This is a genomic window from Serratia sp. N21D137 (genome assembly GCF_047530005.1).
Classification (GTDB): domain Bacteria; phylum Pseudomonadota; class Gammaproteobacteria; order Enterobacterales; family Enterobacteriaceae; genus Chania; species Chania fonticola_B.
In genome coordinates this window covers 22662-37167 of the sequence record NZ_JBLJAJ010000040.1, presented here as the reverse complement: position 1 = coordinate 37167, position 14506 = coordinate 22662, and the positions used below count along the sequence as shown (strand labels likewise).

Here is a 14506-nt window from a genome sequence, read left to right as displayed (position 1 = left end):
TAGAACCGCTCTTTCTGAGTCAGATGTTTTCCCTGCATGCAACAGGCTCTCCAGTAGGGCCAGAGCGGTGATTTTATCCGGGTCTGGCCAGTGGGTCACTTTGTTGCGTTTCGAGTGGGAATGGGGCGTTTGGCTGCTTTCTCCTGCGCCTCCTGCTCGGCCCGTAATCGTACCCTCTCCGCCCGGCGCGCCGCTTTTGCCGCTGCCCGCTCGGCTTTCGCTTGTTCTTCCATTGCCTGTTTTTTTACTTTCCAGGCTGGCGGCGGGCTGTCACTGGCATTCACCACCACCGTTTTTTTTCGCGTCACCACCGGGGGTGTATCCGCCCGGGGCGAGTTGTGCTCCGTGGAGGTTGCAGGTTTTTCCGATAGCACTTTACGGCGCAGTGTCAGTGTGGGACGACCCTGTTCTTTCATGTTGTTTCTCTTCGCATCGTTCAGTTCTGCTGATGCCGTTACTTTACCCTATCTTTCTGGTCGTTGCGTTACATCGCAATCAGTCCCAATACCGCCAGATGCACGGTGTAGAACAGCGGAAAAAATTCCCGGGGCCAGAAGCGAGCGACCAGACGACAGGAACGGCTCAGCACGGTCAGGGTGACGCCCGGTATCACTAACCCTGCTATCATCATCGCCGAACCGTCGCCGGCGTTCAGCGCCAGCATCACCAGCGCCAGACAGCACGCCAGTCCGGTGCGGGTGGTGCGCCTGGCCGTCATGCATACCCCACAGGCCAGTAACAGCATCATGATGCCGGCAAGGCCATAGCTGCCATCCGAAAAGGGAAGCCAGGCCAGAACCAGTCCCAGCGACAGCGGCCACACGCGGGGACCGTGCTGCTGCATCAGCGCCAGCGCCTGCCCGCTGACCGCAAAGGCAAACAGGATATTGCCCTCATACGGCTGCAGCCCGGCGAGTATCCAGCCGCCCTGTGCCACCACCGCCCACACCCACAACCGGTTCAGCGACGACTGACGGATGCGAGGATGGCGGGCCAGGTTCATCGCCCACACCAGGCCGAACAGCGGGAAAGCACCCCGTCCAAGCATCCGTAGCGCGTCGTTGTCGAGCCCGAACAGCAGGCTGGTGTGGTCGGCCACCATCAGTATCAGTGCCACGGTTTTTATCAGGTCGGTTTGCCCCGGCGTCCAGACCAGCAACCGTTGCAGCCAGTTGTCCGTGACCACCACCAGGGGAAAGAACACGTTATCCTCTGCCCGCATATCAGTCTCCGCTCAGTGTTTTTTCTCGATCGAGGTCACGCACCACCTCGCGCTCCATCTGTTGCAGGCGTTCACGTTGCACACTCTCGTGCACCACCTGTGCCACCGCGTCATCGCGGCTGCGCTCCTCATGATTGTCCAGCACCCTGACCGCGTCAGGGGTGGCTTCCTGCGTGCGTTCCAGTTCACGCGCCACTTCCCGTACCGGGTCTGTTCCTTCTCTGCCCTTATCACCGCCGCGCGCCATTTCCCGTACCGCCTGCGCGGCCCGTTCTTCCATTTCGCGGCGCTGCTGTTCGGCCTGCACCTGCTGCGCCACCACCTCCGGCGGCAGCTTTTCGCCATGCTGTGTGCCGGTGACCACATCGTTCGATACGCCATCCGCCCAGATCCGGCCCCCGGTGATGGCACCAGGGTTCCAGGGCCGCCCCTCGCTGCCAGGCAGACGCACCACCACGCCGCTGTGCGGATTTTCCCGCGCCAGCTTCAGCGCCGCCGGCATATCGGCCGCCAGCAATGACTCCCCGTTACGGCTCACCTGCAGGCCGGCAAAGGAGGCTTCCTCACTGCCCATCACGCGGCCTTCGTCCGTCAGCCCCCGCATTTCACCCTCACCGGGCATCAGCGAACTCAGCCAGATACCTGCCGGCTTACCGTTGCCGTCAAAGGCAGGCAAAGCCACATGGGGCTGCGGATATTTACGGCCAGGCGAGATGAAACGCGCCATCGAACCGTCCGGTGACAATCCGGCCTGGCGCAGCACTGCGCGTCCGGCTGCCACCTCTCCCAGCGGCTTTGCCGTGCCCATCAAACGCTCGGCATTACTGACTGCCCGGTCACCACGAGGCTCCAGAATGTCATGCGCCGTGCTGCGTGCGCGGGATTTTCCCATCGCCTCAACCCAGGCCGCACGGTTGTCGGTATACACCTGCGCATGCTGCTTCATACGGCTCAGCGCCACGTAGGCCGATTCAAAGCTCACCATGGCTTTTCGTGCTCCTTCAGTGCCCTGCAGGCCAATAGCAAACGGCTCACTGGCCCCCTGCGCCCCATGGGCAGTGACGGCGTAGGCCAGGTCGATATGCTGTTCTGCCCGCTCGGCAGCTGGATTAACTGTCCGGGTCTGGTGTCCGTCTGACAACGTGACCCTGTCACCGTCAATCTCGGATACTGTCCAGACGCTGTTGGCCACAAAACCCCGCTCATTGTCGCTTTTGGAGAATCGCATCCGGTCACCTGGCGACACCGTGAGGGTGTCAGGGCGATACAACGTCACCCCCTCCGTCGCAGCCTGGGTAGGCGACAGCGAGCGGGTGTTGCCCTGTTCATCTTTCAGGGTGACCAACTGCCCTTCCTTATCCAGGCTATCAATCCGATAGTAGGTGCTGTCCAGCAGCACCAGATTGTCGTGCGACGCCTGCCAGGTGGCCATTTTACGCAGCTCACCGTCACGCAGGTTGGCGGAGGTCAGTATCGGTAGTCGGGCCTCCTGCTCACCCAGCTCACCGGCCGCCTGACGAGCCTCATGTATCTGCGCGTTCAGCGCCCGCCGGTCGGCATTCAGGGTTGTCACCACGATGGTCTGTGCCTGCGCCTGCGGTGTGCGCCCGGTGTAGTCCCGCACGATGGCTTCATAGAGGGTGGCGGGTTGTGCGCCGGGCGTCAGGCTCCCATCGGCCAGACCTTTCTCGATGGCCTTCTCCTGCACGGCGCCAAATTCCACCACCGAACTCTCCGGCTGCCAGGCACCCGCCTGACGCGGCACCTGTGCGGGTGCCACCTGCTCAAGGGTGTTGAGGGCGCTGTCGATGTCCCGGTCAATCAAACTGTAGACCGCCGGTTTCAGGGCTGGGGTCTGGCGAACGATCTCCTGCATCACCGCGACGTCGATGGCGCTGCGTTTTTGCAGCAGACGGAACGGCTGGCCAGGGGCGATGGACTGCAACTGATCGGTGTCTCCACTGGACACCGCCCGTCCGCCGCCCCCGGCGATCAGGCCATAGGCCCGGGCCATATCGGCATTGCCGACCATCGAGCTTTCATCCACCAGGAACAGCACGTTGCGAAAATCCGGCTTTTCGCCGCCGCGCAGCTGCTGTTGCGTGTCGTGAATAAACGCAGCAAGCGTCTGCGACTCCGGCACGCCGGCATCGCGCATTTCGCTCACTGCTCGGTGGGTGGGTGCCACGCCAATGACGCGGGGCCGCTGCTCCTCCGGTAGTGTGCCGATAGCCGACATCACCGCCCGGAATTGGGTCGTTTTCCCCACCCCTGCGTAGCCCTGTACCAGGGTGAAACGGTCGGAGGACTCAAGGATCATCCGCGTTGCATTGCGTTGCCCGGATGTAAGCCCCTCCATCTGCGCCCCTGGCACACGGTGCATCAACGGCGCAACGGCATCCTTACCTTCCAGCACATGGCGGATAATGCTTTTCTCGGCGTTATAAGATGCACGGGCAACCAACAGTTGCAGGCCGTTCCCCGGTGAGACCGGTACCGACATCAGCGCCCCCTCCCGGGCTTGCTGGTCTATTTCCCGCTCAATCGCCGCCAGTCCCGGCCCTGTCGGCACTGCCTCGCTGGCCGCCGCCATCAGCTGAGGTTTTGTGAAGGCGAGGTTGCGACTTTCCAGCTCAGGGATGGCCAAATGAATGGCCTGCTGCGCCGGGGTGTGCAGCGCGTTTTTTTGGTGTGTGAGCGCATCTTCCAGTCGGTCATGCCCGGCGGCTTCCTTGATTTGTGCCGACACCACGCTGAAGGCCGACTGTCTGGCCAGTTTCTCCGTGGTTTTCGCTTCGGTTTGCGCCGAGTACAGCCGCACCTGCGGACCGCTCAGGGCCAGCTTGTTGAGGGTGGTGGTGTCCATCTCCCGCAGGCTCAGTGAGGCAAAGACCGTGGCGTTATCACTCACGCTGCGCCCGGGCGATCCCACCCAGCCTTGCCCGACTTTCGGTGCCGTAAACGGACTGTCTCCGGACGGCAGCGTTACCGTTCCCTTGCGACCGGGCAGGGTCACGGCTATGCCTTTATCATCAAAGCCGGTGACGGTCACGGTATCGCCACCCTTAAGCCGTGCGCCTGGTGTTTTGCCCAACACAGCCAATCGGTCCCCTTCCGACACCGGGATTTGCGTGGCACGAAGCAACGACCAGCTGCTGTCGAGCGACGCCAGCCGGATCACCTGACTTTCACCCTGCGCATTGCGCAATGTCAGGCTATTATTACGGGCGGTAACGCGGTCAATCACAAACCGTTCATGACGTCGCGCCTGAGCATCCCAACGCTCCATCACCATCCCATCGCGGTAGTGGTCGCGCACCTGCTGATGGCGACTGTCCAGCCACACCGGCTCCAGCGCGGTGATGGTGTGCTCTTTCTCGCCCAGCACGCGCTCTGCGCGCAGGGCATTACGCACCGCACCGGTGAGTGCCGCCTGTTCGCGGACACCGGTAGCCTGTGCCACGCTGTGTTCTCCCTCCCGTATACTGCGGGCAAAGTCTGTGGCTAACCGGTCATAACGCTGGCGCCGGTCAGGCTCGCTGATGACGTCCACCCGGGTTTTCTCCCCCTGCTGCCAGCTCAGCGTATTCACGCCCGTTTCTTTCATCACCGTCAGGGCGCTGCCGGTGCCACTGCGTTGCCCGCTGTCGGTCATCAATAGCTGCACGTTATGACGCAGGGCACCATCGAGCAGCGTCAGCGTCTCTTTGAGCGTCAGCTTTTCGGCCTGGTCGACAATCAGCGTGCTGCCCGGCAAAAAGGTCATCCCCTCCGTCAGTGCCCGCCGGTCGGTAATGTGCTCCCCGCCAAGGCGCTCATCCTGCGCAAGGCTGCGGGCCGAGCGGCGATCTGCCGCCACTATCTGCACCTCACGCCCCTGTTCGTGCGCCATCATGGCCAGCTCCGCTACCCGCTCACGCTGACCAGCGGCCCCCCCTTGACCGGCCACAATCGCCACCGGCAGACGGTCCTGCGCCAGCACGCTGACCGCGTCAGAGTAGGCTCGGGTTCGGGGCTGTGCTTTATCCGCAAAGGTATCAATCGGCCCGGCCCGCTGCAGGTCACGGCTCAGGGCCGCCACCGACAGTTCGTCGAGCACATGAATGTTTGAGGTGAACAGGCCTTTTTCTTTATCGAGCGGAATAAGCTGTTCGTTTTTAATCGCCGACTCAATGCCCTCGCGCGCCTGCGCCACCACCCCCGGCTGCGCGGGCAACTGACCGATTGTGGTGGCCAGCAGTTCAGAGTAAGTGAAGCGCGCCCGCCGGTCGCTCAGCATGCCGATGGCCAGGCCGACCGACGCACTGACGTCGACGGCCTCCACGGCCGGGGCCGGGATGTCACCCGCCTGCGCACGCTGGTCAGCGTCCTCGCGGTAGCCCCGGATATCGAAGCCGGTGGCTTTCAGTGTGTGCATCCACTCGCTCATCCGTTGCTCTGGATCGACCTTTTCTTTCGGGCGCCGCGTATCCAACGCGGCCATGTCGCGTGATTTTAGCGATGCATCTTCCCCTACGGCCTCCTTAATCGCCTGAGTGCGACTGGAGAATTCGACGACCGGTACGTCTTTCAGCTCCCACATACCGTGCTTCCCCACGACCTCCGTCTCGTAGCCCAGCGCCGTGACATCCTGATGCAATGTGGCGCGGTAAATTTTGCCGAAGGCTATCTGGTTCGCGTACACGTTTTCGATGAAGCCGGTTTTGCCGACCTTATCGCTGCTGAGCGTGCGCCAATCATCACCGTGCCGGGTGAGGTTGGCCACCACGGCATGGGTGTGCAACAGCGGCTCCTGGTCACGGCTGGTATCGTGGTTAAACAGCGCCATCACCAGATTGCCGGTCAACTCGGTCTGACTTTTACCGTCAGTCATCACCCGCGTCGAGGCCAGTGCCTCCACCTGCTTCACAGCGGTATCCACCGCGTGGTTGTGTGCGTCAATCAGCCGCGTGTCGCCGCCGAGCATGGCCATCACTGAGATACTTTTGGGGGCAGAGAAGGTCAGGTCATAGCCAGGGCGGTGCTTGTTGGCACCCTCCTGCATACGACTGAGATCACTTCCGCCCGGCAGGCGACCTTCCAGCAGTTGGGTGAAGATTTTCTGGTCCACCTCGCCTTTAAGCCCCAGCTCAGCAGCCCCCTCGCCCGCCCAACGTTCTCCCATACTGCCAATGACGTAGTAGTTGTCCTTGTCGGTGTAGTAATTGCCGGCGCTGCCGGCCGATTTAACTCTCCACAAACTTAGCATCAGAGGTTGTCTCCCGGTTCGAGGTCTTTTTCAGGCGAACGATGCACATTGATGCTCACCTCTTCACGGCGCTGCATATCCTTCCCTGACAGCCTATCTTGCTCAGCCTGCCAGGCTTCAAAGGCATCCCAGTCCACCACTTCGCCGCTGACATCAATACCGGGTGGCAGCTTTTCAGCGTCTTCGGCTTTGGTGGCCAGCTCTTGTTCGGTACCGCCAACGCCCACCGCTGCTTCCGATGAGCCAGATTTAGCCGCAGGTGCGCCACTCGTCGCGGGGCGCACCACGGGCGCAGCAGGGACAACCGGCGTGACAGGGGCGTCCACAGGCGCGGGGAGTACGCTGGCAACCACTGGTGTTTCTACTTCTTCAGCTGCTGCAACCGGTGTATCCGGCGTAAACAGCACCGCCAGACTGCGAGATTCGTCTTCGCGTGCGGCCAGGGCGAGGTTCAGGCGCGCATCCGCCTGCTCATCCAGGGTGCGCGGGATGAATTCGGGTGCGACCTTCGGTCGTGCCTGGTACTTCAGGACCATCTTCACTGCCGGATAAGGTCCCGGTAGCGTGACATAACAGGAGAGGTCTGGCAGCGTCTGGATGTCGGAGTAGCTAACCAGCGTCACCCGCTCCATGTCCTTGCCTACCGACGTCCCGTCACGCACCGGGTCTACCCCGTAGGAATACTGCTCGGAGGCTTTGAGGATTTCTTTCTCGCCAATCTCCCCAGCAGCGAATTCGGCAATTTTGCGCGTCGGCGAACGGAAGAATACGCGGGTGTTCATGACGTCAAACAGCGTGGCGGCGCCTTTATCGCCGTAGATGTCCTCAAGCTGCGCGTAGGACTGAATACCGAACACATAGCAACCACCAAACTTACGGGCTTCCGGCAGTATTTCTACCAGGTCCGGCAGCTTGTGCAGGGTGGGCAGTTCGTCGCCAAACACCCATACCCGGCGATCCCGGTTCTCACCCATCCCGAGCAGCCCTCGGATGGCGATGGATAGCCACATCGAAATGACCGGCTTGAGAGACGCATGGGTGTCGGCGTTGGATGAGATGAACAGCCAGCCGTTTTTCCCGTCTTCCCGCACCCCGCGCATCCAGTCACGGATGGTAAACGGCTCGCCGTTACCCTCAATACCCTGCAGATAGCGAATGGCTTTGACGTAGTTGGTCAGCACCGCCCGAATAGAGATGGCGGTCTTCTCGATTTTCTCTTCCACCAGGTTGGCTGCCGGCGAGTTTTTAAGATAGGCACGCAGCTTTTCGATTTTAATCGACAGTAATGTATCGACCAGTTTGCTGTAGCTGCGGTCTTTGTCATTACGCATCAAATACGCCGCCTCGGCAAAAATGGTACGCCCGGACCCCTGCCAGAAGGGGTCTTCTTTGGTCCCCATAGGGATGAGCGTGTTGGAGATGTTGTCAAAATCCGGCTGGGTCAGACACTCACGCCATAAATCCCAGGCCGCACAGCGGGCATCGAGCGGGTTGAGAATTTTATCGGTGGCAGGATCGTAATAGCTTTTAACGAATTCGCAGGAACGATCGTAGACAATCACCATGTCGCCACGTTTACGGGCATAATTCATCAGGCGACGTATCGCCTCGGACTTCCCGGAACCGACCGTGCCGTGCAGACAGAAGTTCTGGATTTCGGAGTTCTTGATGAGCGGCAGGTCGCCAATTTTAATGTCGGACGCCATACCGTCGCGTTTAAGCATCTTCGCCACGCGTTTCGGGTCATCGGTCAGCTCACGTCCCCCGGTGACCTCATCCTCACTCTGTTGCTTACCCTGATGGCCCAGCACCCAGGTGGTGACGAAGAACGCCACCACGCAGACCACGGCAGCGATGATGGCAGCCAACAGAAACGTCGCCCAGACCTGCTCGGCACACCAGATAAGGTATTTATCCTGCAATACCTGCAGCGCGTTGTACTTAAGCTCTTTCTCGTAATAGCGCACGGTATAGACTGGCTGGGATTTAACTATATCGCGCATCGGCGACAGCGTCTGGCACCAGTAATACAGCATGCCATTAACAAACGTCTGCCAGGACAGTTTTACCCAGAAGGTCAACGCGACAATGATGGCAAACAAAATAACGAGGCAATAAATAATAATATTGGCAATCTGGCTGAACATACGGATGCGCATGCTCGCAATCTGACCACCCTGGGTCATATCCTTGGCATTAAAACTCATGATATCCGTCCGGTATAAAAGAGAGGATTAAACGAAAAAGAGAATTGGTTTCAGCGCTGATAACTATTTCTTCCGCTGCGATTGCCTATTCCGCCCAAACCGTTCGCACATTTAATTCGACCACGGGTTCCAGCTTCGCCGGCAACACTTCACGGCTGCACAAAGGATTTGCACAGTCGTTCTGCGTTTACGGTTAAAGGCGGGGAGTCAGTTAGGCAATTGGGTCGTCAGCAGAGCAGCGGACGAATTGCCTGCTGGGGAACTCAGTCGCCCCAGCAGGCAGGGTGCAATTATTGTGCTTTAACGGCTTTCACGATCTCGGTGAATGCAGAAAGTTTATAACGGGAGACGTCTGCATTAAAAAAGAATACAAAACCACCGGTAATAAACATTAGAGGCATTAAATAGCCAAAAGAATCACGAATACCGAAAGCACCAAATAAAGCCAAAGCAAACACAGTTAACATGTACACTGTAGAATACTTGACCACCTTACGTTGAATCAACATCATTACAATTGACTTCTCCCTAAAATGCCTTGGCACTGCATAGACCATACCCAATCCATTTGTAATCCCAAACGCAATGATAAAACCAATAAATGTACTAAAACCCACGGCACTAGCCACTTCTGATAAAATTACGTCGCTTAATGAGAACGCCAACAGGGGACAAATAAACAACCACAGTAGGATTAATACTCCGGGTTTTGCACATTCCCACATGCTAGGAACAACTAGTGAGTCACTGGCCATAATCGCCTTCAGTTCTTCTATTTCCTGCCGGATGATCTTTTGCGTTAGCATTACTGACCTCACTTTTTCTTATTAAACTGATCCTGTGCTTCCCTCGCCCGTTCCATGAGTTCTCCCTTCGAAGATGCCCCCGGAATACTTGTCTGCTTGTCTTTCTCGTCAGTATATTTTTTATTCTGTGTTGCTCGCATTTCAGAGTGATTTTCTTTCAGGCTGTCATGCCGGTCGCTGATTTCACTCGACTGCCCCTCTATCTTATGACGAGTTTCCGCCTGCGCGTTTTGATTACCGCTAATCATTGTGTCCACTTTATCACCAACGTTATTAGCGATGCCAGCATTGGTCGTATGGCGGTCTATTTGTTGGCTATTGCTCGCAAAATCAGCCCGTACCGCATCCGTATTGCCACCGCCAGAGACCGTCCCCATTCCGCTGCCCAGTGCAGTTTTTCCGCTGGTATAGTGCGCGTCAACGCCCGGTGCCACCTGCTCATTCACAAACTCCCGTGCCAGCGCCGAACGCTGCGCCGCCACTTCCGGTGAACTGGTGTTGGTCAGGATCGCTTCGGCATTATCCGGGGCGCGTTTCGCCACAAAGTTGGCGAACTGCTGAGTCAGGTTTTCGCTCATCTGCCCGGACATCGTCTCAGTACGCGAGGCCATCTCCGCATATTCCTGACTGCGAGTGTGTGCATCGCTGTACTGGGTGTAGCTACTTTTCGCGCTGCTGAGCGAGGCCGCCAGTTGGTCTACCCGTGAATCGGCATTGTTCTGGCTGTGGCTACCGGATTCGCTGGTTTTCTGGCTGGTAAAATAGTCCATACCCTCTTTGAAGTCCGACGCCGCCTGGGCGCTGGCATCGTGGCGGGCATCCTGACTGGCCCGGGTTCCTGAACTGGCGGAGTGACTATCGTGATCTACCCCGTCTCGACTAACCTTTCCACTTACTGCTGTTTCCACTGTCGCACCAGTACCAAGTATCTTAACTCCCATACTGCCTTTACCTGTGATTGAGGCGTTCAGTCCTGCTGTATAATTTACCGACCGTTGAGCCAGTTCCTGCGTGGCCTGGTCTTCGCTGATGTTATTGGCTTTGGCGTAGCTTTCTACTGCGCTGCGCATTTTGCCGGCCATCATGGTTGATTGCCCGCCCTGCGAACTGTCTGCACCCTGGGTGGTCGTGCTGCTGTTACCGCGCTGACCGGCAAATTGCTGCAGGGAGTTCCAGGCACTGCTGATACTGCTGTTAAACCCGCTCATTGCCGTCTGCGCCTGAGACTCAGACTCCCGGGACATCTGCTGCTGCGCACTCGCAATCTGGCGCGACACGTTGATATCCACCGGCAGTTTTGACATGGCCCCGGAGCTGTCCACCACCGTATCACCGCCACGGGTGCGGGTGGTCATTGCACCATTCCCCAACTGATGGCTCATCTGCCCAAACACCGTCGAGCTGTTGGTGTTCCAGTTGAAGCCGCTGACGTTCTCGGTCTGCATATTGGCGTAGGAGTAGTTACCGTCGACCGCACCGGACGCTGCCGTGGCTGCCGGGCTGATGGCTGAGGACGCCAGATGGCTGTACAGGCTCGAGAAGCCCGCCCCGAGTCCCTTGAGCATGCCCCACGCCAGCGGCGGGATGAGCATCGACAGATAACCGGCCGTGGTGGCGAGATCGGAATATTTAATCTGCACCTGTGAGAGTTCAGACAGCACCACCGGCGAGCCGTTAGCTTTGGCGTAAAACGTCATGCAACTGTTCAGGATGGCATACAACAGCGGCCAACTCTGCACCCACATGATGGCCAGTACGTAGCCCTTGAGCACGTTCAGCGTCACGGCATTGAACATCCCGCCTAAAATCATCAGCGGGAACAGCCCAATCGTCAGCCCCACAATCAGCGTTTGCGACATCGGCAGGGAGCGCAACGCCACTTGTCCGACGGTGGCATGCGCCAGCCGTTGTTTTTCCATTGACGAGGTGGTGGAAATATTGAGCAGGCTCGCAGTGTCGCCGTTACGGGCTGCGTAGCTCATGATGCCGTTGCGCACCGCGTTCATGGTGACGTTCTGACGCATAATCTGCGCGGCCCCCTGTCCAGCGCCGTAGAAATAGCTGTAGCTGTCGCCCACCATCTGGCTAAACAACGCATCCGGGTTCGGGCGGCCACCAAATGCCTGACGTACATAGTAGCTCCAGGTCTTGCCGCCGGTCTGCGTATCGAGCGCCAGCTTCGGTTTGATAACCGCTGCCGCTTCCTCGCAGGTCATGAACTGATTTTTATCGTTGAACACACCGCGCAGCGGGCTGGGCCGTGAGAAAATCAGCGTGTAGGGATCGGGGCTGTTCATCAGGTCTTCCATGCTGTATTTCCCGTTCAGGAAAATATCACCCATCACGCAGTTCTGGACGTAGTCGGTAAACAGCGTGGTGATTTCCGGGTTCTGCGACAGAAAGTCGGTACTGCGCGACACCAGATTCGCCCCAAAAATCATCCCGGTCTTGCTGTAGGTGACGCTGTCGGGCTGCGAAAACACCATTTCGTAGCCCTGTACCAGGGCATAGCCGATTTTGGTGGTCAGTGAGGCGGGCAACGCCAGCCCCACCGGCACGTTGTCCACCTGATAAACCCGTGTCAGGTCGCTGTTGTCGATGATCTGCACTGGCGTGCGCACCCCGACCAGCAGGGATATCAGTACCATCACCCCAGCCCAGCCCAGCATATCCATCACGCTGTGGCGGCGTATCCAGTTCACCGCGACCAAGAGCACTGAAAAAGCGATCACCATACGCTGTATCGTCGCCCAACTGTCGCCGTTCATGAAGGTCACGATGGCATTGAGGGTCGCCCGCAGCCAATCGCCGCCGGCAATGACATAGATTTCCTGCATCAGCGCGCCCCCCCGAAGTGGTAATTATTCTGATAGCGTTGCAGCATGCGTGCCGAAACCTGCTGACGCATGTAGCTCATCTGCCGATCCACAACCAGCAGTGCATCCTGCTGGACCTGCACCTGCGCCTGGAATGACGCTATCTGGCGGGTCGCTTCGTTGAGGTTGTTGTTGATGCTCTCAATCACTGCCTGGTCATAATTCCCCGTAGCCACCATCGCCCGAGCCTGTTGAACCAGTTCCTGAATGTACTGCAGCAGGATGTCGTAACCGATGTAATCGGTCAGCTGATACACCAGGCTGTTCGATACCCCCAGCATTTGCGGGTCGACCAGGTATTTAAATACCGGAATGGTGGTACTGGTGATGAAGCCCTTCTCTTTTTCGGTGAGCTTCTCATCGGTCACGGCCTTGTTCTGAATGCCGGCGAGGATGTCTTTAATCTGATTTTTGAGCGCGTTTTTCTGGCTGATGGTAACCGTCGAATCCGCCACCACCTTCAGGCATTTATCGCTGTCGTTGCAGTGGTACACCCGCGCCGTGCCGCCTTCCATCATGGCGCGTATCAGGTCACGGTCTGTGGTTCTGGCGGGCAGCGGGGTGATGTTGCCGTTTTCGTCAAACACCATCGTGCCGGTCAGAGTCATGATGAACTCTTTCAGTTCCTTGTTGCCGTCAAACATCCGGTTTTTACCGAGCGCACTCCAGATAACGTTGATGTTTTTGGTAATACGTTCTTTATCTTTATCGCTCGCTTTATCACGAACCTTGTCCAGGCTGCCGCCCACGGTACAGCCCTGCCGTGAGGCCGCCCAGTCGGCAAACATGTTGCTCTCTCCGGAAATGTCCTGGCAGACCTTTTGCTGGGAAACCTGCGTGCGCGGGAACAACCCACCGACAATGCCCTGCGCGGCCTGACAGGAGCTGAGGTTCATGCTGTTAACGTCGCTGGCCATTTTCTGCAGAAAATCTTTGGCGGTTTTGATTTCCGGTACCGTGGTCTGCAGGGCGAGGTCAAAGAAGTACCCGGCCGAATTGGACATGATCTGTTTGGCGAACCGCTGCAGCTGCTCGCTATTGATGAAGCTGAACGAGCCCAGGTAGGCATCGATACCGCCGCACCCGGCGTTAATGTCCGGCAGGGTCATCGAGACCAGCTGGATGGTTTTCACCTGGGTGCGTGCATACATCGACCCGCCGGAGGCGTAACCTGCCGCCTGCCCTTGCCAGACCTGGGGCTGACTGGTGTTGGAATCAAATCCGAGTTTGTTAAAAAATTGATTCATATCGCTGTTCACATCGGCTGCAGCCGTCACCGACAACGTCAGCAGTGCCGCACACAGGGCGGCCCGTGGGGTTTTCATCATAGCGCGCGCCCTCCCTGACGCATCTGCAACACGGTATCGAGACGAGCCATAAAGCCCTGCTCGTCAGTGGCCCCCTGCAACAGCGGCAACGCTTCCAGGGTGTTCACGTTAACCAGAAACGTGGTGGGGGTAGCGACCGGCAGGTTGGGGAAGAATGTCCGCATAACATCTGCCGGCACCGGTAAGGCTTCGGGGTACGCTTCGTCGCCGTGCCCATCAATGGTGTAGGCCATCACGCCAAACCCCACGCGTTCAGACAGCGACTTCAACACCGGGTCGAATTTGTGGCAATACGGGCAACTCCCCTGCATAAACAGCACCACCTTCCATTCTGCCAGGTTGGCCTGCTGCCCGTTGCTCAGCCGGAACCAGACCGGTTGACGGGAAGGGGCAGCGATGACCGCCGTTGGGGCAGGTGCTGGGGTTTCTGTTTTGGTTTCGGGTGCGGCCGCCCCAAGCCCTTTTGGACTCCATAACGATTGAAGTTCGTCCATCGTGCTTGCCTGAATGCCCGGAGGGCAGACACACAGTACGGTCAGCAGTAACAGTGGTTTAACCTTCATGGTGTTCAGCTCCTGTTGCCGGCCTACGGTCGGCGGCGTCCTGCTCTGCCGCCCGTGCCCGGGCAATCCAGACATTGAGGATGCGGTAGCCTCCCCACAGGGTGAGCGACACCCCGATAATCTGCGCCAGCAAAATGGCCATTGATGGATTGGGGCGGATCAGGCGGGAAACAATGTGAAACCAGACGCCCAGTGTCAGTATCCACAGCCCGACGTTGTCAAACTCAGGCAGACGAAAGCGGAATTTACGCATACA

Annotated in this window: 9 protein-coding genes; all 9 read right to left on the bottom strand. The window is 58.4% G+C overall.

The window, feature by feature from the left end:
* Positions 1-95: 95 nt before the first annotated feature.
* The 9 genes from ACMV5H_RS22820 to traQ all read right to left on the bottom strand — a co-directional run bounded on the left by ACMV5H_RS22820 (position 96) and on the right by traQ (position 14503).
* On the bottom strand, positions 96-416 hold the full coding sequence (locus ACMV5H_RS22820; protein ID WP_414822532.1) for a hypothetical protein: 321 nt from the start codon (positions 414-416) through the stop codon (positions 96-98).
* Positions 417-484: 68 nt separating this feature from the next.
* Positions 485-1222 carry a type-F conjugative transfer system pilin acetylase TraX gene (gene traX / locus ACMV5H_RS22815; RefSeq protein WP_414822531.1) on the bottom strand — a complete coding sequence of 246 codons (738 nt, stop codon included), beginning with the start codon at positions 1220-1222 and terminating at the stop codon, positions 485-487.
* A 1-nt stretch (position 1223) separates the two neighbouring features.
* On the bottom strand, positions 1224-6470 hold the full coding sequence (gene traI, locus ACMV5H_RS22810; RefSeq protein WP_414822530.1) for a conjugative transfer relaxase/helicase TraI: 5247 nt from the start codon (positions 6468-6470) through the stop codon (positions 1224-1226).
* On the bottom strand, positions 6470-8677 hold the full coding sequence (gene traD, locus ACMV5H_RS22805; RefSeq protein WP_414822529.1) for a type IV conjugative transfer system coupling protein TraD: 2208 nt from the start codon (positions 8675-8677) through the stop codon (positions 6470-6472). Before traD ends, traI begins: the two co-directional genes overlap by 1 nt.
* Positions 8678-8967: 290 nt before the next feature.
* On the bottom strand, positions 8968-9483 hold the full coding sequence (locus ACMV5H_RS22800; RefSeq protein WP_414822528.1) for a hypothetical protein: 516 nt from the start codon (positions 9481-9483) through the stop codon (positions 8968-8970).
* An 8-nt stretch (positions 9484-9491) separates the two neighbouring features.
* The gene (gene traG, locus ACMV5H_RS22795) at positions 9492-12320 is read right to left on the bottom strand and encodes a conjugal transfer mating-pair stabilization protein TraG (RefSeq protein ID WP_414822527.1); all 2829 of its coding nucleotides are present in this window, start codon (positions 12318-12320) and stop codon (positions 9492-9494) included.
* On the bottom strand, positions 12320-13687 hold the full coding sequence (gene traH, locus ACMV5H_RS22790; RefSeq protein ID WP_414822526.1) for a conjugal transfer pilus assembly protein TraH: 1368 nt from the start codon (positions 13685-13687) through the stop codon (positions 12320-12322). The genes traG and traH overlap by 1 nt, the downstream gene beginning before the upstream one ends.
* On the bottom strand, positions 13684-14250 hold the full coding sequence (gene trbB / locus ACMV5H_RS22785; RefSeq protein ID WP_414822525.1) for a type-F conjugative transfer system pilin assembly thiol-disulfide isomerase TrbB: 567 nt from the start codon (positions 14248-14250) through the stop codon (positions 13684-13686). Before trbB ends, traH begins: the two co-directional genes overlap by 4 nt.
* Entirely contained in the window at positions 14240-14503 is a 264-nt protein-coding gene (gene traQ, locus ACMV5H_RS22780; RefSeq protein WP_065684433.1) for a type-F conjugative transfer system pilin chaperone TraQ, read from the bottom strand. The genes trbB and traQ overlap by 11 nt, the downstream gene beginning before the upstream one ends.
* Between the last annotated feature and the right edge of the window lie 3 nt (positions 14504-14506).